Origin of the sequence: Microcoleus sp. B4-D4 (assembly GCF_036705185.1) — a bacterium.
Taxonomy (GTDB): Bacteria; Cyanobacteriota; Cyanobacteriia; order Cyanobacteriales; family Microcoleaceae; genus Microcoleus.
Genome location: NZ_JAUBTX010000016.1, coordinates 37,636 through 61,979, shown reverse-complemented (window position 1 = coordinate 61,979; position 24,344 = coordinate 37,636). Strand labels below are relative to the sequence as shown.

Sequence of the window (24,344 nt, the reverse complement as noted above, 5' to 3'; positions counted from 1 at the left end):
GCAAGGACTTATGATCATACCCCAACCATGAACAATCTCAAAACTAAAAAATCAAATTCCCCAAACAACGGTCGATCGCGGTGGAGCACGCTGTGGACGTACAGTATCATGGGGGCGATCGCACTTTTAATGCTCTTCCCCCTGCTGTGGCTGCTGAGTACCTCCCTCAAATCCCCAACCGAAAACATCTTTCAATATCCCCCGCAACTGTGGCCACAACAGCCAACCCTCGAAAACTTCATCAAAGTGTGGCAAACCAACCCCTTCGGCCGCTACCTGTTCAACAGCACCCTAATTGCCGGCCTCACAGTCAGCATCAACGTTTTGTTTTGCGCCCTCGCCGCATACCCCTTAGCCAGACTAAACTTTCGCGGCCGCGAAGCCATCTTAATTACGATCGTTTCCACCATCATGATACCCTTCCAAATAGTCATGATTCCGCTGTACATATTGACAGTGCAACTCGGATTAAAAAACAGCTATTTAGGCGTAATATTTCCCGGACTAGCCTCAGCCTTCGGCATATTTTTATTGCGGCAAGCATTCCTAGCAGTTCCCAAAGAATTAGAAGAAGCCGCCCGCATCGACGGCTGCACTGAATTAGGCATTTGGTGGCACGTCATGATTCCGGCAATTAAACCAGCTTTAGTCACTTTAGGAATTTTTGTATTTATCGGTTCGTGGAGCGACTTTTTGTGGCCGCTGCTAGTTTTAGACAGACCGGAATATTACACGTTACCTTTAGGAGTTGCTAATTTAGCCGGGACATTTTCCTTAGATTGGCGTTTGGTAGCGGCGGGTTCAATTATTTCCATTGTTCCAGTTTTAGGACTGTTTTTGGTCTTGCAAAAATACATTGTACCGACAGAAGCCGCCGCCGGAGTCAAAGGATAGAATTAGGGAATTGGGAATTGGGAATTGGGGATTGGGGATTGGGCATTGGGCATTGGGCATTGTCACTCTAAAATTCTTCCTGCTTCATGATGACTAATGACTAGCCTTCGGCTTCGCTCTTCTGCTCAAATAACTAACAAGTAACAAGTAACAAGTAACAAGTAACAAGTAACAAGTAACAAGTAACAAGTAAGAGGGCGGGCACGGGGGCACCGCCCCTACCAACTACCAACTAATAACTAATAACTAATGACTAATGACTAATGACTAATGACTTCTGCGACACAACTGACAAAATTTATTTTCTATGTACGAACTGCCCGAAATCCGCTGGATTGTTGACCGCGCTGCGATCGCAGATACGATCGTAGCATTTGCCAATGCGTTCGATGCCAAAGACTGGCAAAAAGTGCGTTCGCATTTAGCAGAGGAAATAGATATCGACTACTCGGAATTCAGGGGTGAACCTCCCCGACGAGTAACTGCAGAAGAATACATAAAACAGCGGGTAGAAGGTCTTGCGGGTTTGCGCTCGCTACACGTCAGCACAAATCACGAGGTAACTCTTAACAAGAATACTGCCGAATGCAAGTCTGTCTATCAAATTTATCGACTTGACCCGACTCGCGAATCGGGACAGAATCGGTTGGATACAGCAGGAAACTATTTTCACTCCTTGATTCAAAAAACAGACAGACATTGGCTAATCACAGGAATCAAACAAACTGTGGTGATTGTCAGCGGCAATCCACAAGTTCACGGTTCCCTGCGCGGTACATCGCCATCATAAAATCTAATTTTCAACAGAAATTAGATCCACTTTTTTATGACTCAAAATATCCCCTTATCTCGGAGTAAAAACTGCACTAGGATAAGCAATTCGCTTGTGATTGAACTGTTCCCAAACCCGCACAAAAATCTCCCCAATTAAAGACATATCTTCCCGCGTCAAACCAGAATCCAACAACTGATTGTCCTGCCAACGAGCGCGCAAAATCTTATTAACCATATTCAAAGCTTCCTCGTGAGTGGCATCCTTGAGCGATCGCAAAGCAGCCTCGCAAGAATCCGCCAGCATCAAAATCCCAGTTTCCCGCGACTGAGGAATCGGGCCTACGTAACGAAAATCCTTCTCCGTCACTTCCCGAATTGCGATGGCTAACTTAGAACTATCCGCATCTGCCAAAGCAATCTTTAAATCTTCTGGTTTTTGGGCAGCATCTTGCTTCGCTTGGTGATAGAAATAAGCAATCAACATCGTACCTTGGTGTTCGGGAATAAACGCCTGAATCGCCTTCGGCAATCGGTGCTTGCGCGCCATCAGCAACCCTTCGCTAACGTGCTTTTTAATAATTTCAGCGCTTTTCCAAGGGTCATTAATTTCATCGTGTTTGTTTCCCCCGCCCATTTGATTTTCGCAAAATCCGAGCGGATCGTGCATTTTTCCAATATCGTGGTATAATGTTCCAGTCCTGACCAGCTCAACATTGCAGCCGAGTTCCCGAGCTGCAGCCTCCGCCAAACTAGCCACAAACAGCGTGTGCTGAAAAGTCCCCGGAGCCTCGGCAGCCAACCTCTTTAACAGCGGGCGGTTGGGATTGGCAAGTTCCGCCAGCCGGATCGGGGTGATCAAGTCGAAAACGTGTTCTAAATAAGGGCTGATGCCGATCGCCACAACGCTCCAAGCCAAACCGGCCAAACTTTGGGCGCCCACCGTACCGAGAACGAGGTACCAAATCGCACCGGCAGCCGCACTGGCAATCAAAGTCCCCACCAGATAAACCGAGCCCTGAGTCAAGCCCACAGCCACGCCCAAGAGAGCCAACTCCTCGCGCGATCGCAGCCGCCCGGCCATAAAAGCGCCCAGCAATCCCCCCGCCGCGCTAGCCACCAAATGAATCAACTCCACATTTAAGCCAACGGGCAGCAGCGCCGACAGCAGCCCCACCACAGTCACTCCCACCGCAGAACCGTAGAAGCCACCGGCTAAAATGCCGATCGCGGGCAAACTCGTCCAAGGCAGCCCCAAACTCACCAGCACGGGCGCGCTCAAAGTCAGCAACAGCAACAGCAAATGATCTCTCCGCCGCAAGCGGTAGTGCCTTTCTACCAGCAGCACGATCGCAATTGCCCCCGATACTAAACACACAAACCCCGCCAGCCCCAGCCAATTCACCCCCCGCCGGCTCAAACCAAAATAGTCCAGCAACACGAAATCTTGCTGCGATATTTCTTTTCCTTCTGTAACAATAATATCGCCCTGCTTGACGGCGATCGTCACCGGTTTCACCTTTTGCGCCGCCAATTCAGCTAGCTGTTTGGTTGCTTCGGGATCTTTTACCAGATTTGGCTGCAAAATCGCACTTAAACCTTCAACTGCCAAAGCTTGCGACTCTAAAGGCACTTCATCTGCTATTTGCAGCCTCACAGCTTCTTTCAACATCTCTTTTGGCAACCCCGGCGGGATACCTTGAGCCAGCATTATTTTTGCCACTCGACTCATACCCGTTTGGGTTTTCTGCCAAGCTGCATCCGACAAATCGAACAACGAAGTATCGTAAATCTGTCGGAGTCCAGAAACCGAAGGTTTTTCCAGCGCCTCCACAGCACTGGCATAGTGGATGCGAGCTGAAGAAATACTGTCTGTCAGGCTTTTGAACTCTGCTGCTGAGACCGATCGACTGTAAGCTTGCAGTTGAGTCAGAGCCTCCTGCTTAGACTGGCTATCTGTCGGCGCATCACTGGCGGGGGAATCCAAATTCAACTTCTCGGAAGTTGCGCCGCTAGAGTCTCCAGCCCCCGCCAAAATCGATCGCCACTCCCACTCAGGACACCGCCTCAAGTAAAGCTGAGTCGAATTTGAGAGCGCCGAGGTGGCGGCAAACGGAAACGAGCCTACCTCCCGCCGCAGTTCGCTTCCCTGTTGCCAAAATAGCTGCATTTCTCGATCGATTTGTTGCTCGACGGCTGGATCGAGCATTAATATCGCTACAGCCCCGATCCGCGCCGATGAACGCTCTTCTTCAGTAGTTTTGCGATCGGGGATACTAGCACTAGCAGGAGCCTGAATCGTCTGAGGAGCTTTCGTCCCCACATCAAGTTTCGGCTGGTTGTAGAAGCGGTGGCCCAAAGTGCTGCTGAGGGAAACTACCGCTACGATCACCAACATCGGGGAACGAGCTTGATTTTTGATAGTTGATTTTGAGGTTTTACTTCTAAATTTAATAAAAGTTTCGGGCAGATCCAGTTTGTCGAGCGAAAAACGGCTTAACAGATGTTTGCCAGGGCGATCGGGCTCTGCTTTGCTGCCATTTTGCACTTTAGCAATCTGTTGGCGCAGTGAGCGCGCAGCCCCTAGCTGCTCAATCTGCCGCATCAATGAGGAGATCGTATTCATTATATGTCGAAGATATGTTCACTGTTATCCAGCAGCCTTGTCAGAAATTCTGACTGTGCATCTTGATTGAGTGTATCCGAATTACCGTACCTGAATATTTAACCGCGCCAGCTACTTTGCCTGAATGTCGCCAGCAGTTCGGTTTGCTAAGAAGCAGCCAACCAGCCAGCAGTTTCCTCAAGCTTCCGCTGTTTCTTTCGGGCCCTTCTCTATCTCGAACAGTTCGCGGGCGCGAGGGCTAAAAACCCGATTTATCCGTAGATTCCTGGTTTTACAACCCAACATTTTCCTAGAAACCGGGTTTTGGGAGTCAAGATAGTCAGATTTTATTTTTAAATTTTTAATTGCCGCTTTCCTTCCGCTTTCGCTTTTGACTGGTTAATTGCCCATTTCTCATTATTAATTTCTAGTTTACCCTCCCTTTTTCAAGCTCAAAACGTTATATTTTGCGAGGTCTAATCACATAAGGTGCAGCCACAGCGCGGGCTAGCGCTTCCGAATTCATGCCTGCTGAAGGGTTGTATACTCCCGCCCACACCGCAAACAAATTATTTGCTAACTCCACAATTTTGGCATCGCTGCCGATTCCCCAGAGCGAGGGTTCTCCGCCCTCGGCGAACCGCCGCGATTCCACCGCAGCCGAAGATAATTGTCGCCATTCTACAGGAATCGCAGCAGCGCCGTTGTAAGCTCCAGACAAAGCTCCCGTCAAAGCGCAGGTGAGTTGTCCGGCTATCCCGCAGCGGGCGGCCCGCATCACTGACAAGCGCAAGTCTTCTGCAGTGTTCAAGAAGCAGTAGAAAGCTAGGGCGATGGGTAGCAAATTTCCCTGGTTGACAGTTGAGTTAGTTTGCGCTCTTTTGTCGCCATCGCCTTGTTTTTCTGGCAAAGCTGTGACGCTTTTGCACAGGTGGGTGGTGGCTGTTTCTAAATCGGCTTTCTGTTCTAGTAGTATTTGCACTTGTAGCAGTAGCTCTGTTAAGGCATTATCTGTGTTCAGGTAGGCAATTGTTTGATCGATCGCTGTCGAGGGATCGAGTCTTTGTTTGAGCGATCGGGCGATCGCATATCCGATAGCTAAAACGGCTGTTTGCAATTCTGACTTATTTTCGTTGCGAAAAACATCTGTCGCCAGCATGATTTTTTCTCGCAGCTTAGCTTTATTTTCGTGAAAAAACATCGCGCACGGGAGCGCAGCAACAGCAGCTTCGCAAGGGTTAAGCACGCTTTGAAACTCGGTGATTTCTGGAGGATAGATTTGCGACTTGACAAATCCTTCCCAAGTGTCGCCCCAATCTTTTAAATCTAAACCCATACACCGAATTAAACTTTGAGTCCACGCTACTGCAAGTCTCCCGCATTCGGATGAGTGCGTGCCCGTGAGGATTTTAGTGTTGGGAGAATTCAACAATGTTTGCCCGTTCAGGGTCAATTGCTGGTGTTTCGTCAGTTGTAAAATCGGCTGCCAGCCTTCTGTTTTGGGGGAAATACCCACCAGTTGCCTCTGATATTGCAGGCCTGTAGAGTCTCCTAAAACTGCCCCCAGTATGGTTCCTTGAAACTTGCTCAACAGGGAATGACGCATTTGAATTTAACTCAAGTTGTTAGTAATTGGGAATTGGGAATTGGGAATTGGGGAATTGGGAATTAGGAATTAGGAATCGAGAATGGTTAATTTTTTTTCCTTATTAGCCCTCTATCTGTACTGCAATTAATTTCAAAAATCTTGTTTTTTTAACTCTTGTGGGGAGGGCTTTTTGCAGCGCCCAAAATTTTAAAATCAAATGCAGAAGTACAGTTTATCTGTTACCAATTATATCGTTTCCGGTTGCATCGGAATGATTTAACCGGCGCTAGAACACAGAGTACAAAGAGTCCGAGAATATATATCTGAATCATTCCGATGCTACCGGATTTGATATTACCCACAATTCTGGACGCACCATCATAAACCGTTTTTTTTACGAATCGATTATCATCACAAAAATGGTTTGTAGTGCGTCAGTCAGCGTCTGCATTGTAAGAGCCGACTCGCATTCCGCACTACGAACCGGAGTGCGGTGCGGAACAGGATGTTACCCATTAGCCATTAGCCATTAGCCATGATCCAATTCTTGTGGCTAATTTCAATTTTACATAAACATACAAGGGCTGGCCTTCCATCTAAAACCTGCCCTCATCCGATCGCGAAAATCGGTGAATTTTTAATTTTTAACCAAGTAACTAACCAGAGCCTGCAGCCCCAGCCGATAACTGTCTGAGCCAAAACCGCTGATTTGTCCGATCGCCACTGGTGCAATATACGAGTGGTGTCGAAAAGCTTCCCGCCGATAAATATTACTCAGATGAACTTCCACCACAGGAATATTCACAGCAGCGATCGCGTCTCTAATTGCCACACTCGTATGAGTATAAGCTCCAGGATTCATTAACAAGCCTTGGTGCTGCCCTAACATCGAGTGAATTGCATCCACCAAGACTCCTTCATGATTCGACTGCTGAATTGAGACTTTCACCTGGAGGGCTTGCGCTTCTCGTTCTAGCAACTCGTTGATATCATTTAAAGTCGCAGAACCATAAACTCCAGGTTCTCGTTGACCCAATAGATTAAGATTGGGGCCGTGAAGTACCAGGATCTTTAACAATTTTTTAAATTCCAGCGCCACAAAACTTTGAGTTTTGACTTGAATTCGATCGCCAACATCAAATCTCAAACCCAGTCTCAATTATCGGCGATGCCTAGGTTGGTTAACTGGAATAGGAATCGGTTCCAATTCCGGTTGAGCTTCGGGACTCAGCAGTCCTTCTATCAACTTGCGAACCCATTTTTCAATTTGTTCCAGCACCTTTTCAATGTTTTCCATTGAACGGATAGCTCCTTTTTTTATAGTCTAGACTGCTAAACCGACGGCTAAATCTCTGAAACATAAGCAAGCACGGCTTTGAAACCAAAGGTCAAACTTGCTTTCTCGCTTGCTGGTTGTTTTTGAGCAAAGGAGAGAGTTCAGTATCTTTGCCAATCAGTCCTATCTTATTATCATAACGAATCTTTACAGATAAGCAAGAGGCAAAAGGAAGATTGCCAAATTATGTCGGAGTATAGAGTGTTAAATAAAGCTTAAGCTTAGAGTTGACTGTTGACAATTGACCAATCGTAGGATTTTTTCTATGTTTTTACCAATAATAATTGACGCCGGAGTCGATCGAGCGCCGTACTGCTACTGAGATGCCGAATCCAATCGCGGCCTCGCGCATCGCCAAAACGGTATTCAAAACTTTCTGTCACGCCGTCGGGGCCAGCTAAACCGACATAAACCAGTCCCACAGGTTTAGCGTCTGTACCGCCTCCTGGCCCGGCGATGCCTGTAATGCTCAATCCCCAATCGGTATTGAGCCTCGCGCGCACTCCTGCCGCCATTTGTTTTGCTACTTGCTCGCTGACTGCGCCGAATTCGGCTAAATCTTGCGGATTAACACCTAATAATGATTCCTTAACCCGATTGTCATAAGAAATAATCCCGCCCCAAAAATAGCTCGAACTGCCGGCAACAGCAGTCAGCATCGCCCCTAACCCTCCTCCCGTGCAGGATTCAGCCACACTAAGAGTTTGCCCCGCATCCAGCAACAATTGCCCGACTGTCGAAGGGAGGGTATCGCTATCGGCACCGTAACAGTCTAGGCCTGTAATCTGCTGCAATTGTTGTTCGATCGGCTCAATTAACTTTTTCGCAGCCACTTCCGAGTCAGCGCGGGCAGAAATCCGCAATTTGACTTGACCGTGATTGGCGTAAGGAGCGACAGTAGGATTAGTTAAATTCAGAAAAGATTCTACTTTTTCCGCCAGCGCCGACTCAGCAATTCCCCAAAATTTCAACGTGCGGCTGAAAATAGTTGCGCTGCACCAACCGCCATTTTTCAGGTAAGGAACGGCGGTTTCTCGCCACATCAAGTGCATTTCCGCCGGTACGCCGGGAAATGTCATCACTGTCACCTTGGGAATTGGCTGCCAAAGAATGCCCGGTGCCGAACCGCTGCGGTTCGGCAGAATGTCCGCCGTTTCTGGAATTAAAGCTTGTTTGCGGTTGCTGGGACTCATGGTGCGTCCGCGCAGGGCAAATTTTTGTTCGATATCGGCGATAATTTCCGGTTTTTCGATTAAGGGAACGCCAAAGAAATCAGCGATTGTTTGGACGGTGAGGTCGTCTGGTGTCGGGCCGAGGCCTCCTGTAAATAGTAAAATTTGCGATCGGTTAACGGCGATTTCTAACACTTGTTTGATGCGTTCTGGATTGTCCCCCACAACTGTTTGATAGTAGTGAGGGATTCCCAGACTCGCTAATTCTTTGGCTAAGAACTGAGCGTTGCCATTAAGAATATCTCCTAAAAGCAATTCAGTGCCAACACAAATAATTTCAGCAACCATTCGATTTTAGATTTTAGATTTTAGATTTTAGATTGGCTATTGGTTATTGGTTATTGGTTATTACCCGCAATCAGGAGATGGTAAGGCCGTTTCCTCCTCGCGAACAAATAACAAATAACAAATAACAACTGTCAACTGTCAAGTGCCAACTGTCAACTGTCAACTGTCAACTGTCTATCGAGCGTGTCTCCAAACTTTCCAGCTAGCGTATCCCAGCAAACTTGTTGCACCCAGTGCGTAAATTACGCCGCTGGGTATCGAAAAAGCGAGGGCTAAACTTCCCACCCACAGTGTTAGGGCGTAAATAAATAAAACCGCAAATCGATGGGATACTCCGGCTTCTAGAAGTCGGTGGTGGAGGTGGCGCTTGTCAGCAATAAATGGTGATTTGCCGTTGCGGAGCCGATCGAGAATAACCGCAGACATATCTAAAATCGGTACAGCTAAAATTAAATATGGCAGTAACACAGAGGTAATAGCCGTAGTTTTAACTAACCCAATTACTCCCACTCCCGCGAGAGTGAAACCGATAAAATAAGCGCCGCCATCTCCCATAAAGATTTGAGCCGGATTGAAGTTGTAGCGCAGAAATCCCAAAGTGCCGCCTGCTAAAGCCGCTGCAATTAGGGCTGCTGCGGGTTGGTGCATTGACAGACTGACTATCAGCATCACAACTGCTGCAATACCTGAAACTCCGGCTGCTAAACCGTCCAAACCGTCAATCCAGTTGATGGCGTTGGCCATACCGACGAGCCAAATTACGGTAATTGGCAAGCTCAGCCAGCCAAGATCTGTCAGTCCCAAGGATGGAACTGTGAGAAACTCAATTTGTACGCCCGCGTACCAAGCGATGCTGGATACGCAAATTTGCATGAGCAAGCGTTTGATGGCTGAGAGCGAAAATAAATCGTCTGCTAAACCGATGAGGAAGAATCCGAGGCCGCCGAGGGTGACTCCCCAGATTTCGTATTCGTCTTTGCGATCGAGAATTTGTCCGCTAGCATCGAGGAAGCCTCCTGAGAGCCAGACAAATAACAGAGCAGTCAGAGTGCCGATAAAGATGGACACTCCTCCCAAGCGCACCATCGGGCGCTTGTGGACTTTTCGCTCGCCTGGCCGATCGACTCGCCCGCTTTTGAGACCAATTTTTTTGACTATTGGCGTACTGTAGAGGACGACGATCGCAGAAACCAGAAAAGCGACTACGTGGTACAGATACTGGTGCGGCATCTGAAATCAATTTTAAATAGTGCGGGGCAATTAGGCTGTCAGGCAGAGTCTACTACATTTCAGATGGCTTATCAGAAAATTGGGTTGAAAACCCCGTCCTTTGAGGACGGCTTTTTCTCCGAAAGTGTGTAGTAAGAAATCCTCATGTATTTGGGTAAACATATCCATGTGCAAGCCTGTGGTATACTACACGGATCAGACAAGATTTAAAAACCTACCTCCGGACTGGGGAAAAGTCTACGCCCAAAACATTCACAGAGGAGACATGACTACGCACGTAAAGTGCAAATGTAGTCAGCCTGGGAACCCTAGCAATAGGGATATTAAGACCGTAATGTCTTAAGAATCCTCGTACCTTAAGGCCGAGGAGTGTCAACACAAGGAAACATCTTTAGACCTCTCCATAAAAGCCTGTAAAGGGCAGGCAGGATGCCTACCCGACAAGAATTATGGGAGAGGTCTTTTGTAGGGCGACTGGGGGTTGGGAGCCGGAGAGTTGTGAGTTGCGATCGACGAATTGTGAGTTATTTCCCTCATCATTCGGGAATTCAGGGTGGGTTTATAAAGATATTTGGCTACCGACAAATATCTCTGGTGAAACCCGCCCCTACGGCAAATATATGCACGTTAAAACAGTGGTCGATCGCCAGCAACTCTCAATCTTTCCCGGCTCTGTTACCCTTTTACCCGTACACTTCCAACTACCAATTCCCCGTCACCGATCAGGAAAATTAAGCTAATGCCGGCACTTTCAAGAACAAGTGCGGATATAACGGGAAGCGATCGCAAAGTGCAGCTACTCGCCGCAGACAATCGGCTGTGACGCTTTCATCTTCAGGATTCAGCAGTCGATCGGCAATAATATTACCAATTTCGGTAAATTCAGCAGTTCCCATGCCCCTGGTTGTCATCGCCGGCGAACCGAGTCTCAAACCGCTGGTGACAAAAGGCGATGCCGGATCGAAAGGCACGGTATTTTTATTAGCAGTAATATTCACACCGCTAACTAATTGGTCGGCTCGCTTGCCTGTCATGTTTACCGATCGCAAATCTACTAGCATTAAGTGATTGTCTGTGCCGCCGGAAACGAGTTTTAAACCCCGCTGCTGCAACTGTGCAGCTAAAGCCCGCGCATTTTCTATTACTTGACCGGAATAAGTTTTAAATTCGGGTTTTAATGCTTCGCCAAAAGCTACTGCTTTGCCCGCAATTACGTGCTCTAAGGGGCCGCCTTGAGTGCCGGGAAACACTGCTTTGTCGAACTTTTTGCCTAGTTCGGGGTCATTGGTCAAAATCAAGCCGCCGCGAGGGCCGCGCAGGGTTTTGTGAGTAGTGGTGGTGACTGCGTGACAGTGGGCGAGGGGGCTTGGGTGGTGGCCTGTGGCGACTAACCCAGCGATGTGGGCGATGTCTGCGAGCAGGTAAGCTCCGATTTCGTCGGCGATCGCTCTAAACTTTTCAAAGTCGATAATTCGCGAATATGCTGAATAGCCGCAAATCAGCAATTTCGGTCGGTTTTGTTTCGCCAGTGCCAAAATTTCGTCGTAGTCGAGCTGTTCTGTTTCTGGGCTGACACCGTAGTGAAAAGCTTTGAACCATTTGCCGGATACGTTGACGGGGGAACCGTGGGTCAGGTGTCCGCCGTGGGACAAATCCATGCCCATAATTCCGTCCCCAGGCTCTAGCAAGCTCAAAAACACTGCAAAGTTGGCTTGAGCGCCGGAGTGGGGCTGGACGTTAGCGTGGGCTGCTCCAAATAGCTGTTTGGCGCGATCGATCGCGATTTGCTCGATGCCGTCAATAAATTCGCAGCCGCCGTAGTAGCGTTTGGCTGGCAGTCCTTCAGCGTATTTATTGGTCAGCACGGAGCCTTGAGCGGCCATTACTGCGGCGGAGGTGAAGTTTTCGCTGGCGATCAGTTCTAGGTGGTCTCGCTGCCGCTGGAGTTCTTGCCCGATTAAATCGGCAATCTGCGGGTCGGTTTTGGAAAGCAAGTCTAAGTTAGTGTCGGTCACAATAATCAACCTCTTGACAATTTAGGATTGCGAATTGGGGATCTTTTACCCTACTACGGATTTCACATGATTTATCCAAATATTACATTGTGTTCGGCTTAAGCCGTTTGTCCCAAGTTCCTGACATACAATGAAATTACTGGTATGAAACCTGCCGGAGGTATCAAATGTTAGTTATTCTAATGGAAAATCAGATGCTTGCCCCTCAGTGTGTTTGCCAAGGTTGTGTGCTCGCCGATCGCACGGGCCAACCACGCTGGACCGGTGGAGAGCTTCGCTGCGGGCATCCAGTTGCTAAACCTACGGAAAATTTGCCCGATCGATACGAGTGTCTAATGGGCTTCGTCATTGCCAATATTAAATAATCATCGGCCAAACAGGGCATCGGGCCTAAAAGCATGGTGACTATTGAACCCGACTCGCTCTCAATACCCCTGAATCTACTCGGCTCTGAGTGTGGGAAAATTCCGGGCGAGTCGGAACTGATCCTGCTGCGTTATCCTGAGTTTAACGGGAATTGATAGTTTATCGATCGACTCAGGAGAGTTCATTATGACTTGGCGCGGATCTACGACTGTTCCAGACCGGATTTTTGCTTGTTTGCCTTATTTGCTGCCACTGATTGACGGGCTGGGGTTTGGCAGGTATCTGTTTGCACAGTTTCCTGTCCTCCAACTGTTTTTGATCCCGCTAACTCCGTTGCTTCAGATTTATAGGTTGCCCTTCGCTAGCTTGATTATTTTCTTTGCGCTGTATTTAGCAGTGGTGAGAAACGAAAACATCAGTCACTTCATTCGTTTTAATGCGATGCAGGCGATTCTTTTAGACATTGTTTTGATGCTCTGCGGTTTGATTTTGCCGATTTTTTCTAGAGGCTTGCAAGTCGCATTTATTGCGGAAACTCTGTTTAATATGGTGTTTTTGGGTGCTTTGGCTGCATTTGTTTATGCAGTCGTACAGTCGGCGTTGGGACGCTATGCAGAGATTCCTCCGCTTTCGGATGCTGTTTATATGCAGGTTCGTTAGGCAGTTGGCAGTTGGCAGTTGGCAGTTGGTTGTTGGCAGTTGGCAGTTGGCAAAAGTGCCAGTTCTCTTAGTTGTGAGTTGACAGGAAAGCAGTAGTTATTAGTTATTAGTTAACGGTTATTAGTTATTAGTTAACGGTTAACAGTCAACAGCTAACAGTCAACAATGACTACTGACTACTGACTACTGACTACTGACTACTGACTACTGACTGCTGACTAATGACTGCTGACTAATGACTACTGACTACTAACTACTGTATTTTCAAGACTCCCAATACCTTCAATTTCGATACGGACTCGATCGCCTATTTGTAGCGGCCCTACCCCTTGTGGCGTTCCTGTCAGTATCACATCGCCGGGAATCAAAGTCATTATTTGACTGATGTAGGAGACTAGAAAGTCTGGGGAAAATACCATGCGATCGATCGGGGATGACTGTATCGGCCGATCGCTATCATTGACAAAAGTCTGCAACTGTGCAGCCGGACTCAATTCGCGGACAATCCAAGGCCCCAAGGGACAAAATGTATCGAACCCTTTCGCCCTCGCCCACTGGTTGTCCCGCTTTTGCAAATCTCTGGCTGTCACGTCGTTGGCGATGGTATAGCCCCAAATCTTGCCGTGTGCTTGTTCGGGAGTGCAGTTGCTACAATGTTCGCCAATTACCAAGGCCAATTCTCCTTCGTAGTCTACCCTTTCCGATTGCTGCGGATAGCGAATCGCTCCACCTGCGGGGATGATAGCGCTGGGCGGCTTAAAAAATAGCAGCGGCTCTTCGGGTACTGGAGTACCCATTTCGGCGGCGTGATCGACATAATTTTTGCCGACGGCTACAATTTTTGAGGGAGAGCAAGGGGCAAGAATTTGGTAAGTATCTGGTTGGAGTTCCAAATCTGTTGGTTGTCCTTTTAACCAGGGAGGTGCATCAAATACTTGAACGCTGTGGCTCAGTTGCAGCAAACCGTAATGGATGTGTCCTTGTGTTGTTTTAACTCGAACGTAGCGCTGGGCCATAGTATTTTAGATTTTAGATTTTGGATTTTAGATTAAACTATACTGAGAACTAAAGATGGCTCTAGGGATAATATCATGTCTGGTAAAATAACTGTTATAAGTTTGTATAAGTTTGTAGTGGGGACTTCAGTCCTCAGATTTTTATGAGGATTGAAGTCCGATGCTGCAAACCAATTTTGCTGCGATCGTTTGAGCCGACATCCTGCTAATTATTAAAAATTTATTACTCGATCGACCTTTGGGATTTTTGCTGTATCATTTTTAACCCGCTTTCGGTGCAAACTCCGTGCAGCGGTTTGTCCCAAGAGTCGGCTGGTAGCTGAGTTAGCAAGGCAAATTCAAAGATTGTGGCGATCGTCATTTTCGCTCGCCACTCTGGTAAACTCAGCATTCGATCGTAATAGCCGCCGCCGTAGCCCAAGCGATAGCCGCGAACATCGCAACCCACAGCCGGTACGAGGATTAAATCTACTTCTGAGTGGTCTATTTTTGGAGCATCAGGCAGTGGTTCTAGGATGCCATAAGCTCCACTATGTAAAGCATCTCCGGGCTGCCAGATGTGCCAGGATAGCTCTTTCCCGACACAGCGGGGAAATCCCCATTTGCGGGGTGTTGCAAACAAGGGACTTAAATCTGGTTCTTGGCGAAAACTGAAGTAGGCGAGGATTGTTTTTGCTTGGGTGAATTGGCGCGAGTTTTGCAGGTGATTGCAGAGGATTTCGCTCTTTTCTCTCCACTCTTGTGCTGATAGGGATTTGCGGGTTTTGAGGAGCGATTTTCTTAATTCAGTTTTAGTTAATGAAGGTTGAGGAGCGTTCATATTTCAGATTAAATCAGTTTAAAAGAATGCGAAAAAACCTAGGGACACGGCTAAAAATGGTATAGAAACAGCTAAAAAAGATAGGACATTACACTGCGGTGTCCTACAAATATCATGGGTAATTAACCGAATTTCAGAATATATCTTGTCTCGCCACAGCGTAGGGAAACGGCACTGCCGCTTCCTACAGATATCACGGGAAATTAACCGAATCTGATAGCATATATTGCAATACGGTTCACTTAACATATTTATGCCCCGGATATCCCCCTAAATCCCCCTTAAAAAGGGGGACTTTGAGAGCATTCTTGTCCCACCCCCTACTCCCCTTTTTAAGGGGGGTTAGGGGGGATCGTCTTAAGTAAACCGTATTGGCATATATTGTCTCAACATAGTACATTATAGGCCTGTTAAATTTTAAACTGATTCCCATTTCTTTGACCTTGGCATTTGAATACTATGATTTGTCTAGGATTTGCGATCGAGACGAATCGCTTGTTCCAAAGCAATTTTTTCCCTGGATCTTCGCAGGTAAGGCTGCAACTTAGCAACATCCCACCCAGTCAATATCTGCATATCTTCCAAATTCATACCCCGCATTAACATCTCCACGCACCAGGTTTGTTGAGTTTGTTCGATCGCGATAGCCTCTGCTTCAACACCCACAAATCCCGCAGTCAATTCTTCCCACAGTTCTACTAAATCATTTTCCGACAGGGGTTTTCCAGTTCGATTTAAAAACAAAGCTGACTCGCTATCTTTGCGGCTTTTCAACCACTGAGTCAGCGGATTGTTAGTATAAGAACCGTAGCGCTTGCCCAAAATCCATTGATTTACGGGAACTTGCCGCCCCAAACCTTGGGTGACTTGCAGCAGTTGTTGGCGAGAATCGCTGATGTGGTGCGATCGCTCCAACCCAACAATCTCATCTTTACTCAATCCCGATCCAAACAAAACATATACTAAAGCATATTGTTGGATTCCCAGCTTTTTTGCTCGCTGCAAAATGGCAGCGACTAAATTTGCTGGCAAATCTAACACATTTTCCCCAGCAGTTTTTTTTGTCGCCAACTCCGATTTAACTGCAAATTGATTCTGGGCGATGGGGCTGTCCCGAATTTTGGCGCCAAATCCGCCAGACGCAGGCAAAATCCCAGCTTCCACCTTCGGATTCTCACTCAAAAAACTAACATTCTCCTTTTCTTCCTCCTCATCAAAAGACGATACAGCCCCGTGCAAAAACAGCGTGACTAAATTTTCCAAAAAATCCTCCCGATCATGCCAAAGTTCGTGAAATTCGGTAGTAAACTCAATCACCGCATATCCCACCAACATTCCGTTGAGTAAACTCGCAAGCTGTTCGGCGCTCAAATGTGTGTGCAACTTCTCGCGATCGATCGCAGCAGCAAAATATTCTGCTGCGTAACGGTTGGCTTCGGTAAAGCCTCTACCCAACGCCGCGCGGTTTTCTGCGGGGTACTTTCCGGCTTCGCCCACCACCGATCGCACGACTTCGGGAACCCGTTCCAGCGCCTGTAAACACGCAATAGCGTAGTCTTTGAGCGTTTCATGAATGCTGCTAGTCTGATTTGTCCGATCGACTAAACTTTCACCCAACTTAGTAAATACGGCAGCCTCTTCAATGACTGCCAAAAGCAAGCCGTGCTTGCTACCAAAATTCCGAAATAGCGTTACCTCATTAACTTCAGCTAATTCTGCAATTTGCTTAGTCGTGGTTTCGGTAACTCCCCGAGAGACAAATAACTCTAGCGCTGCACCGATTAAACGCTGCCGAGTTGGATTCCGTTGAGCGGCCATACAATAAATTGCAAGTTACACTTGCATAAAAAGGAAACGCCTGTTAAGCTGAATATGTAAGTAAAACTTGCATTGTCTATTCCGCCTGTAACGGTATGCTTTCGCGAGCATCAGTTTTAACCAGTGTATAGGGGAAGGTCGATCGTTGTTTCGTTAGCAGATCGCCGTTATCTAAAATAAAAATTTCATGACTTATAATTCCGTCGAAACGGCCCTTGAGGGCAAACAGCCGATCGCATTTAACTGGACGACTGCGGCATTTTTTGGGATAATACACGGCTTAGCATTATTAGCCCCCTGGTTTTTTTCTTGGTCTGCTTTAGGTGTAGCGATATTGCTGCACTGGCTATTTGGCAGCATTGGGATTTGCTTGGGATATCACCGAATGTTAACTCATCGTAGCTTCCAAGTGCCTTCTTGGTTAGAATATGCGATCGCTACAATAGGTGCTTTAGCCTTACAAGGCGGCCCGATTTTTTGGGTTTCTGGACACCGCCAGCATCATCTCTACACAGAAGATAACAATAAAGATCCTTACTCCGCGCGGCGCGGTTTTTGGTGGAGTCACATGATGTGGATATTTTACCCGCACCAAGAGTTTTTTAATTACGAAACTTACAAGAAATACGCTCCAGATTTAGCTAAAGATCCATTTTACCGCTGGTTAGATCGCAACTTTCTGATACTGCAAATTCCTGTAGGAATCTTGCTGTACCTAATTGGCGGTTGGTCATTTGTGATTTACGGCGTATTTCTCAGGGCAGTTTTGCTGTGGCACAGCACTTGGTTAATCAACTCTGCGAGTCACATGACAGGCTACCGCACTTTCAAATCTCACGACAATTCTCGCAATCTTTGGTGGGCAGCAATTCTCACCTACGGAGAAGGCTGGCACAACAACCATCACGCTTATCCAAATGTAGCAAAAGCTGGATATAAATGGTGGGAAATTGACATGACTTGGTGGGCGATTAAAATTTTGCAAGTGCTAGGTTTAGCCAAGAAAGTTGTACTACCACCGCATACTGCTGCAAGTTCAAAGCTTTAATTATTAGACTTACAAAGTTCGTAGTGAGGACTTTAATCCTTCTGGGAGCATCTCATTTTTGCCAAACTGAGATGCTCCCGTCCTTCTTTTCGCTCGGAAGAAAATCCGAACACTCAAACAGATTGGTTCGTAAAAAGGATTTCAGTCCTTCTTTTTCGATCGCACGAAAATCCTCACTACGAACCAATTTTATGAAAAATAGATATTTGCCCCTCCTACAATGGTTATGAAATTAGTCATTATTCATTTGTGATTAAGCACTTTCCTCAATTAAATCCGCTTCCGCATCCCGCCGCCTATTCATTCCCCTGGCAATTGAAGTACCCTCCCAAATCCGCTTCATTTGCCGGATTTGGGAGGCAATTCCATTCACATTTTTGATCGCCACTAAATCCCGGATTGCACGCATTTCCCGGCGGCGGTTTCCCTCCATACTCGTGCCGCGATTGAACACCAAACTTACCAATCCACCTTGAACATCCGCAGGCAATTCTTCAAAACCGGGAAATGCTTCTTTAGTAAAATTGTAAAATTTCGGGATAGTTACAATATTAAAAACTTCCCACGCTAATTCCCAAGAAATAAGAATGTCTCGCACGCTAGCTAAACGGCTTTTTGCAGCTTCCCCTTTCAAGCCGCAGCAGTTACTCAAACGTTTTTGATCTGCATCTCCTAATTGATACCAATCTTGGTTAAAAACTTCTACACTGTTGTAACCTATATCGTAGCCGATGCCGATCGTAATTCCCGATGCTCCTTCCGGCCAAGTGGGACGCTGCAACAGCTTTTCGTAATATTTCCGCCCGCCGCCTACCTCGAATTCTAAGATTAGCTCGATCGCCCTGTATGATAAAAGTGACGAGCCCAAAAGTTCCCCAGGGAACAAAGCAGCTAGCGTTTTGGGGCCCGCGATTCCGTCCGCCAAAAATCCTTGATTGCTTTGAAACTGTTTGAGGGATGCTTCAGTTTTCGGCCCAAATTGACCATCTGCACTTCCTGGATTCAAACCTAACTCCTGCAAGCGTTTTTGCAGTTTAACAACATCGGAACCGGATGCACCTAATTTTATAGTTTGCACAACCTGTTTTCCTTTAATACTATCGGTAAATTAATTTTTGGTTCCGATTATATCAGAACAATGATTCTCCGGCGTTGCTGAATACTGGTATGATATCAATTCCGGTTGCACTCCTCATGATGTTAACTGTTGACTGTTGACTGTTGACTGTTGACTGTTGACTGTTAACTGTGAATCGAACAACTGAAAATTGCACCGAGATCGGTGGTGACTTGTAACAATAATTCATGAATTACCCTCTAATTTATAACCTGACGATGCAGCCGGAAACGATATGAATTAAATAAAGATTTTCAAATTGCTATAAGCCAAGTACGATCGGTTTTGTAACATCAAATGAAAAGTTGATTCATACCGCGAATCAGCAACGCCTCCCAAAAAAACCCGGTTTCTTGAAGAAGCCGGGTTTTTCAGACTTACGCTGCGTGTTTTCGATACCAATCAATCGTATTTCTCAAGCCTTCCTTAAAGCCCATCTCAGCCACAAAACCAAACCTTTCCTTAGCCCTTTGGGTATCCAAACAGCGGCGCGGCTGACCGTTCGGTTTGTCTGTTTCCCAAACAATTTCTCCCTCAAATCCCATCAATTCACAAATCGTTTCCACTAATTCGCGAATTTTAACTTCGCTATTTGTTCCCAAATTAACCGGGTCAGATTCATTGTAAGATTGAGCCGCCATCACAATTCCCCGCGCTGCATCTGTGGAATACAAAAACTCGCGGCTGGGGCTGCCATCTCCCCAAACTGGCAGTGTTTTGTCTCCCCTTTCTTGGGCTTCGTAGACTTTGCGAATTAATGCGGGGATGACGTGGGAACTTTTCGGATCAAAGTTATCTTCCGGGCCGTACAAATTGACTGGTAGCAAGTAGATACCGTTGAATCCGTACTGCTGGCGGTAGGATTGCAGTTGCACTAATAAGGCTTTCTTTGCTATTCCGTAAGGTGCGTTGGTTACTTCGGGATATCCGTTCCACAGGTCGTCTTCTTTGAAGGGAACTGGGGTTAAGTTGGGATAGGCGCAAATGGTACCGACGCAGACGAATTTTTCGACTCCTGTTTCGTAGGCTGCGTGGATTAGTTGCGCGCCCATCATCAAATTGTCATAAAATAGTTCTGCCGGTTTGAGTTGGTTTAAACCGATGCCGCCAACGTGGGCTGCTAAGTGGATGATGATGTCTTGTTTGTCGGCGGCGCGCTTGCAGTTTTCCATGACGCGGAGGTCGCAGTCGCGCGATCGCGTTACCGAAATTTTATCAGCATCCGCCCCTGTTTTGACTAACTGGTCGATTACCTGACGGCCTAGGAAACCTGCGCCACCGGTGACTAGAATGCGCTTGTTGCTTAAATCCAAGCTTGTCATAATTTGATCCTCGGGATTTTCAATAAAGGTCGATCGACAATTTTCTGTCTAAAAATGCCACCGCTACACAACTTGGAGCGATCGCGCTTGTTTTTCCTGCTCAGTAAAAATATAGCCAAACTCGCCCTAGTGGATCTACATTAACTCAACTAGGACGAGCGATCGCCCAACTACCAATTTTGTTGAACGAAAATAGCTGTCAAGCAGTCGCGGTGACTGCTTAGTTTCGCCGCATCAATCAAATCCGTTACCAGAACCTCGTTCCTGCTTTTCTAAAGCTGTGATGTCAGCATCTACCATCAAATGCACTAACTCTTCAAAAGTTACAGACGGTTCCCAATTTAACTGCTGCCGCGCTTTAGTTGAATCGCCAATCAACAGTTCCACTTCTGCCGGACGCAAGTAGCGTTCGTCAAACTCGACATATTTTTGCCAATCTAAATTGACGTAATTAAAGGCTAAATCGAGAAATTCTTTAATCGAATGGGTCTCGTTAGTAGCAATGACATAATCGTCCGGTTTGTCTTGTTGCAGCATCAGCCACATTGCCCGCACGTAGTCTTTAGCATAGCCCCAGTCCCGCTTGGAATCGAGATTGCCCAAGTAAATCTTTTTCTGCTTGCCGGCGACAATTCTGGCAACGGCGCGAGTAATTTTGCGAGTTACAAAAGTTTCGCCGCGACGGGGAGATTCGTGGTTGAACAAGATGCCGTTGCAGGCAAAAAGTCCGTAAGATTCGCGATAATTTACTGTTTGCCAGTGAGCGTAAACTTTAGCGCAGGCGTAGGGACTTCTGGGATAAAAAGGAGTTGTTTCCTTCTGCGGAACTTCCTGCACCAAACCAAACATTTCCGAAGAACCTGCTTGATAAAACCGCACTTCTATGCCCGTGCGGCGCTGGTAGTCCCGAATTGCTTCTAGCAGGCGCAATACTCCCATTCCTACTGTGTCAACCGTATATTCCGGCGAGTCAAAACTGACTCTGACGTGGGATTGAGCGCCTAAGTTATAAATTTCTACCGGCTGAACTTCTTCTAAAATCCGGCGCAGAGTAGTGCCGTCGGTTAAGTCGCCGTAGTGCAGAAATAACTGTGCGTCCGCGCTGTGAGGATCGACATAAATGTGATCTATGCGATCGGTATTGAAACTAGAACTCCGCCGGATAATGCCGTGAACTTCATATCCTTGATCTAAAAGTAATTCGGTCAAGTAGGAGCCGTCTTGACCTGTAATACCTGTTATTAGCGCTCGCTTGCGTTGTGTCATCTGATTTTCCTTTTACAGGCTGTGTTAATTAATTTGGGACGTTCGGGCCAGAGGATGTTGTTCCCTGGCGATCGTATTCTCAAGCTCTAGATTAACTCACAATTGTGCGATCGTCATCAACAAAAGGTGAATGTTTTGACAAAGAGTTTGCCACTTGCTGTCAGTAGTCAGCATCAGCGGCCAGTAACAAACAAAACTAACTACCGATTGCTGACTGCAGACAATAATTAATATGCGCCGTTATTTTTGGGAAAAATCACAACTCCAATTGTTTTGAAAAGAATCCACATATCCATCCAAAGGTTTTTGTCCTTGGCGTAATAGAGATCGATTTGGACTCGCTGGGGATAGGGAATGTCGTTGCGACCGGACACTTGCCACAAGCCTGTAATTCCAGGTCTGATGGTGAGAATTTTGTTGATGTGACGGCCGTATTTCGGCAGTTCTTCTTCAACTAGAGGTCTCGGCCCGACGACGCTCATATCTCCTTTTAAAACATTCCAAAACTGGGGAAATTCGTCCAAACTGGTCATTCGTAAAAATCTTCCAATCCAGGTAATTCGAGGGTCTTGTTTGAGTTTGAAATTGTCCTCAAACTCTTGACGCAAATGCGGAGATTTTTCCATGATTTCCAGCAATATATCGTCCGCATTTTCCACCATCGTTCTGAATTTAAGGCAATAAAACATTTTACGGTTTTTGCCTACTCGTTCCTGTACGTAAAAAATAGGCCCGGACGAGCTTAAGGCGATCGAAAGAGCCAAAAGCAGATAAACCGGAGCAAACAGGAGCAGAACCGATGAGGAAAACAGGATATCAAATAGCCGCTTGAAAAATTCTCCGTCGAGACTCTGTAGAGAACGAGTTATGCGTCTGTCTCCGTCGAGGACAGGCCCAAAACCGCGTCTCGCGATCGCTCGAATTACCTTACCGGAGATTAGTTGGCTGTCGGCAGTCATCTTACTCCTTCACTTCACACCACACACAGTCTCGATCATAAAGCCTCAAGACGCTTTGTTCTCTGAATTATGTTTCCAATACTCAATTTTCTGCATTCAGAAGATGGAAGATGGAAGATGGAAGATGGAAGATGGAAGATGGAAGAATGGACAAGGTACTTATGTAGAGCGGTTTTGAGGGCTTCGGAAGTAATTACGGAATATTTTCCCACTCTCCCTCTCTCCCCCTCTCAACTCCCAGACTTGGTAAAATCGCGGGAAGAAGGAAGAAGGAAGAAGGAAGAAGGAAGAAGGAAGAATAGACAAGGTACTTATGTAGAGAGGTTTTGAGGGCTTCAGAAGCAATTACGGAATATTTTCCTCCTCTCCTAGTCTCCCACTCTCTCAGTCTCCCCCTCTCAACTCCCAGACTTGGTAAAATCGCGGGAAGAAGGAAGAAGGAAGAAGGAAGAATGGACAAGGTACTTATGTAGAAAGGTTTTGAGGGCTTCGGAAGTAATTACGGAATATTTTCCCACTCTCCCTCTCTCCCCCTCTCAACTCCCAGACTTGGTAAAATCGCGGGATTGAAATTCCTGATAGCACTGTTCCACAAAAGCTAGATAGCGCTGCTCAAAGACTTCGGGGGCAAACCCGGAGGCGCGCAACCGTCCCATTTCCGGGGAAAATTTGCCTTGCAACTGCTCAAATTCCTTGACAGCTTCGACTAATCCTGCTGCGGTTTGGGAGGGAAAAAATAAACCTGTCCCCGTCTCTGGGTGTTGGCGAATGTCGAGCACTGTCTCCAAAGCGCCGCCTGCTGCATAGGCAATTACTGGTGTCCCGCAAGCTTGAGCTTCTACTAAAGCTATGCCAAAATCTTCACAAGCTGCATAGACAAAGGCTTTTGCCTCGGCCATGTATTTTTCGACTGCGGAGGCGGGCTGGTGGCCGAGCAATTGTACATTGGGTTTGGCGATTTGCCGGAGCATTTCTAATTCTGGGCCGGTGCCGATGACAATTAGATTGCGCCCGAGTTGATTGAATGCTTGGACGATCGCACTTACGTTTTTGTAACTTACCAACCGGCAAACTGTCACGTAAAAATCTTGTTTTTGCTCCAGCAAGGCAAATCGATCAATATTTACCGGCGGATAAATTACCTCCGCGCGCCGCCGGTAGCACCGCCAAATTCGGCGCGCCGTGTGTTGGGAGTTGGCGATGAAATAATCGACGCGGTTGGCGGAAATTACATCCCACTGCCGCAGTCGGTGCAACAAATATCGCGTCATCAGGCCCAAGATGCCCCGTCCGGCTTTGCTATTACGTAAGTAGTCAAAAGTTAAGTCCCAAGCGTAGCGCATGGGTGTGTGGCAGTAGCATACGTGCAGTTGCTGGGGGCTGGTGAGGATGCCTTTGGCGACGGCGTGGGATGATGAGAGGATGATGTCGTAGGCTCGCAGATCTAGTTGTTCGATCGCGACGGGCAGAAATGGCAAATATTTTTGCACGCCGCTGCGGGCTGCAGGAAAGCCCTGCAAGAATGTTGTACCAATCTGTCTTTGAAAAAGATAGCTTTCGGGATTGGCTGATTCAAAGTCGATGAGGGCATAGACATCAGCATTTACGTATTTGAGGATTTCCTGCACTACGAGTTCCGAACCGCCGGTAGCCAAGGGTGTCAACCATTCATGAACTAGGGCGTATTTGAGTTTTTTCACTTTATGTAGTCGATCAAACGATTTATTAGCGCCAGTTCTGTCAATATTAGTCTTACCGAGAGATTACTGACGCAGTATCGAGCCATTAACCGCGTTTCTACGTAGGCGACTCGATTTGAGATTCTTCGACTTCGCGAGCGAACAAGTTTGAGATTTACTCCACGGATTAATCTGGGAGCTCGAACAGGAGTCTCACCAGCGTCGAGTGTTTGTACCCATTTTTTGGGATAGTTCAAACCAAGAATTTTGGGAATAAACGAGGTTTTTGTCAAATTTGGGGCTGGCCAAATTGC

23 protein-coding genes are annotated in these 24,344 nt (G+C 46.9%); 8 read left to right on the top strand and 15 right to left on the bottom strand.

Annotated elements, in window-relative coordinates; translation table 11 throughout:
• Positions 1 to 27 precede the first annotated feature (27 nt).
• Complete coding sequence (locus tag QUB13_RS14470) at positions 28 to 894, top strand: carbohydrate ABC transporter permease (protein ID WP_333381885.1); 867 nt, start codon at positions 28 to 30, stop codon at positions 892 to 894.
• A 307-nt stretch (positions 895 to 1,201) separates the two neighbouring features.
• Entirely contained in the window at positions 1,202 to 1,684 is a 483-nt protein-coding gene (locus QUB13_RS14465) for a nuclear transport factor 2 family protein (RefSeq protein ID WP_333381883.1), read from the top strand.
• A 54-nt stretch (positions 1,685 to 1,738) separates the two neighbouring features.
• On the opposite strand, the gene QUB13_RS14460 is transcribed toward QUB13_RS14465, so the two are convergent.
• Positions 1,739 to 4,291: an HD family phosphohydrolase gene (locus QUB13_RS14460; protein WP_333381881.1), complete on the bottom strand. Its 2,553-nt coding sequence runs from the start codon at positions 4,289 to 4,291 to the stop codon at positions 1,739 to 1,741.
• Between the two features lie 62 nt (positions 4,292 to 4,353).
• On the opposite strand from QUB13_RS14460, the gene QUB13_RS14455 reads away from it, so the two are divergent.
• Entirely contained in the window at positions 4,354 to 4,533 is a 180-nt protein-coding gene (locus QUB13_RS14455) for a hypothetical protein (protein ID WP_333087425.1), read from the top strand.
• Positions 4,534 to 4,730: 197 nt separating this feature from the next.
• On the opposite strand, the gene QUB13_RS14450 is transcribed toward QUB13_RS14455, so the two are convergent.
• The 5 genes from QUB13_RS14450 to QUB13_RS14430 all read right to left on the bottom strand — a co-directional run bounded on the left by QUB13_RS14450 (position 4,731) and on the right by QUB13_RS14430 (position 9,944).
• On the bottom strand, positions 4,731 to 5,876 hold the full coding sequence (locus QUB13_RS14450; RefSeq protein ID WP_333381879.1) for an ADP-ribosylglycohydrolase family protein: 1,146 nt from the start codon (positions 5,874 to 5,876) through the stop codon (positions 4,731 to 4,733).
• 619 nt (positions 5,877 to 6,495) lie between these two features.
• Complete coding sequence (gene aroQ / locus QUB13_RS14445) at positions 6,496 to 6,936, bottom strand: type II 3-dehydroquinate dehydratase (protein WP_228049995.1); 441 nt, start codon at positions 6,934 to 6,936, stop codon at positions 6,496 to 6,498.
• An 81-nt stretch (positions 6,937 to 7,017) separates the two neighbouring features.
• On the bottom strand, positions 7,018 to 7,155 hold the full coding sequence (locus QUB13_RS14440) for a hypothetical protein (protein ID WP_194009100.1): 138 nt from the start codon (positions 7,153 to 7,155) through the stop codon (positions 7,018 to 7,020).
• 302 nt (positions 7,156 to 7,457) lie between these two features.
• Complete coding sequence (locus QUB13_RS14435; protein ID WP_333381877.1) at positions 7,458 to 8,714, bottom strand: competence/damage-inducible protein A; 1,257 nt, start codon at positions 8,712 to 8,714, stop codon at positions 7,458 to 7,460.
• 174 nt (positions 8,715 to 8,888) lie between these two features.
• Positions 8,889 to 9,944, bottom strand: a complete 1,056-nt coding sequence (locus QUB13_RS14430) for a glycosyltransferase family 4 protein (protein WP_333381875.1) — start codon at positions 9,942 to 9,944, stop codon at positions 8,889 to 8,891.
• A gap of 449 nt (positions 9,945 to 10,393) precedes the next feature.
• Here QUB13_RS14430 and QUB13_RS14425 point away from each other — a divergent pair, with 449 nt between their 5' ends.
• A complete protein-coding gene (locus tag QUB13_RS14425; protein ID WP_333381873.1) occupies positions 10,394 to 10,684 on the top strand; it encodes a hypothetical protein in 291 nt (96 codons plus the stop codon).
• On the opposite strand, the gene glyA is transcribed toward QUB13_RS14425, so the two are convergent.
• Complete coding sequence (gene glyA, locus QUB13_RS14420) at positions 10,676 to 11,959, bottom strand: serine hydroxymethyltransferase (RefSeq protein WP_333381870.1); 1,284 nt, start codon at positions 11,957 to 11,959, stop codon at positions 10,676 to 10,678. The two genes, QUB13_RS14425 and glyA, sit on opposite strands and share 9 nt — an antisense overlap.
• 167 nt (positions 11,960 to 12,126) lie before the next feature.
• On the opposite strand from glyA, the gene QUB13_RS14415 reads away from it, so the two are divergent.
• Positions 12,127 to 12,324 (top strand): hypothetical protein, encoded by a 198-nt coding sequence (locus QUB13_RS14415; protein ID WP_333381868.1) that lies wholly within the window; start codon positions 12,127 to 12,129, stop codon positions 12,322 to 12,324.
• 187 nt (positions 12,325 to 12,511) lie between these two features.
• Positions 12,512 to 12,985: a Tic20 family protein gene (locus QUB13_RS14410; protein WP_194067657.1), complete on the top strand. Its 474-nt coding sequence runs from the start codon at positions 12,512 to 12,514 to the stop codon at positions 12,983 to 12,985.
• 239 nt (positions 12,986 to 13,224) lie between these two features.
• Here the strand turns inward: QUB13_RS14410 and QUB13_RS14405 are convergent, their stop codons facing one another.
• The 3 genes from QUB13_RS14405 to QUB13_RS14395 all read right to left on the bottom strand — a co-directional run bounded on the left by QUB13_RS14405 (position 13,225) and on the right by QUB13_RS14395 (position 16,639).
• Complete coding sequence (locus QUB13_RS14405) at positions 13,225 to 14,001, bottom strand: fumarylacetoacetate hydrolase family protein (RefSeq protein WP_333116663.1); 777 nt, start codon at positions 13,999 to 14,001, stop codon at positions 13,225 to 13,227.
• 223 nt (positions 14,002 to 14,224) lie between these two features.
• Entirely contained in the window at positions 14,225 to 14,821 is a 597-nt protein-coding gene (locus QUB13_RS14400) for a 5-formyltetrahydrofolate cyclo-ligase (RefSeq protein ID WP_333381866.1), read from the bottom strand.
• A 468-nt stretch (positions 14,822 to 15,289) separates the two neighbouring features.
• The gene (locus QUB13_RS14395) at positions 15,290 to 16,639 is read right to left on the bottom strand and encodes a TetR family transcriptional regulator (RefSeq protein WP_333381863.1); all 1,350 of its coding nucleotides are present in this window, start codon (positions 16,637 to 16,639) and stop codon (positions 15,290 to 15,292) included.
• A 187-nt stretch (positions 16,640 to 16,826) separates the two neighbouring features.
• Here QUB13_RS14395 and QUB13_RS14390 point away from each other — a divergent pair, with 187 nt between their 5' ends.
• Positions 16,827 to 17,687, top strand: coding sequence for an acyl-CoA desaturase (locus QUB13_RS14390; RefSeq protein WP_194067653.1), 861 nt, complete (start codon positions 16,827 to 16,829; stop codon positions 17,685 to 17,687).
• Between the two features lie 253 nt (positions 17,688 to 17,940).
• On the opposite strand, the gene QUB13_RS14385 is transcribed toward QUB13_RS14390, so the two are convergent.
• From QUB13_RS14385 to QUB13_RS14370, 4 genes are all read right to left on the bottom strand, one after another.
• On the bottom strand, positions 17,941 to 18,765 hold the full coding sequence (locus QUB13_RS14385; RefSeq protein ID WP_333381861.1) for a peptidoglycan-binding protein: 825 nt from the start codon (positions 18,763 to 18,765) through the stop codon (positions 17,941 to 17,943).
• 416 nt (positions 18,766 to 19,181) lie between these two features.
• Positions 19,182 to 20,126, bottom strand: coding sequence for a GDP-L-fucose synthase family protein (locus QUB13_RS14380; RefSeq protein ID WP_333381860.1), 945 nt, complete (start codon positions 20,124 to 20,126; stop codon positions 19,182 to 19,184).
• Between the two features lie 234 nt (positions 20,127 to 20,360).
• Positions 20,361 to 21,392 (bottom strand): GDP-mannose 4,6-dehydratase, encoded by a 1,032-nt coding sequence (gene gmd, locus QUB13_RS14375; RefSeq protein WP_333087447.1) that lies wholly within the window; start codon positions 21,390 to 21,392, stop codon positions 20,361 to 20,363.
• A gap of 227 nt (positions 21,393 to 21,619) precedes the next feature.
• Positions 21,620 to 22,351 (bottom strand): sugar transferase, encoded by a 732-nt coding sequence (locus QUB13_RS14370; protein ID WP_194009115.1) that lies wholly within the window; start codon positions 22,349 to 22,351, stop codon positions 21,620 to 21,622.
• Positions 22,352 to 22,420: 69 nt separating this feature from the next.
• Here QUB13_RS14370 and QUB13_RS14365 point away from each other — a divergent pair, with 69 nt between their 5' ends.
• A complete protein-coding gene (locus QUB13_RS14365; RefSeq protein ID WP_333087450.1) occupies positions 22,421 to 22,681 on the top strand; it encodes a hypothetical protein in 261 nt (86 codons plus the stop codon).
• A 206-nt stretch (positions 22,682 to 22,887) separates the two neighbouring features.
• Here the strand turns inward: QUB13_RS14365 and QUB13_RS14360 are convergent, their stop codons facing one another.
• Complete coding sequence (locus QUB13_RS14360; RefSeq protein WP_333087451.1) at positions 22,888 to 24,051, bottom strand: glycosyltransferase; 1,164 nt, start codon at positions 24,049 to 24,051, stop codon at positions 22,888 to 22,890.
• Positions 24,052 to 24,344: the final 293 nt, after the last annotated feature.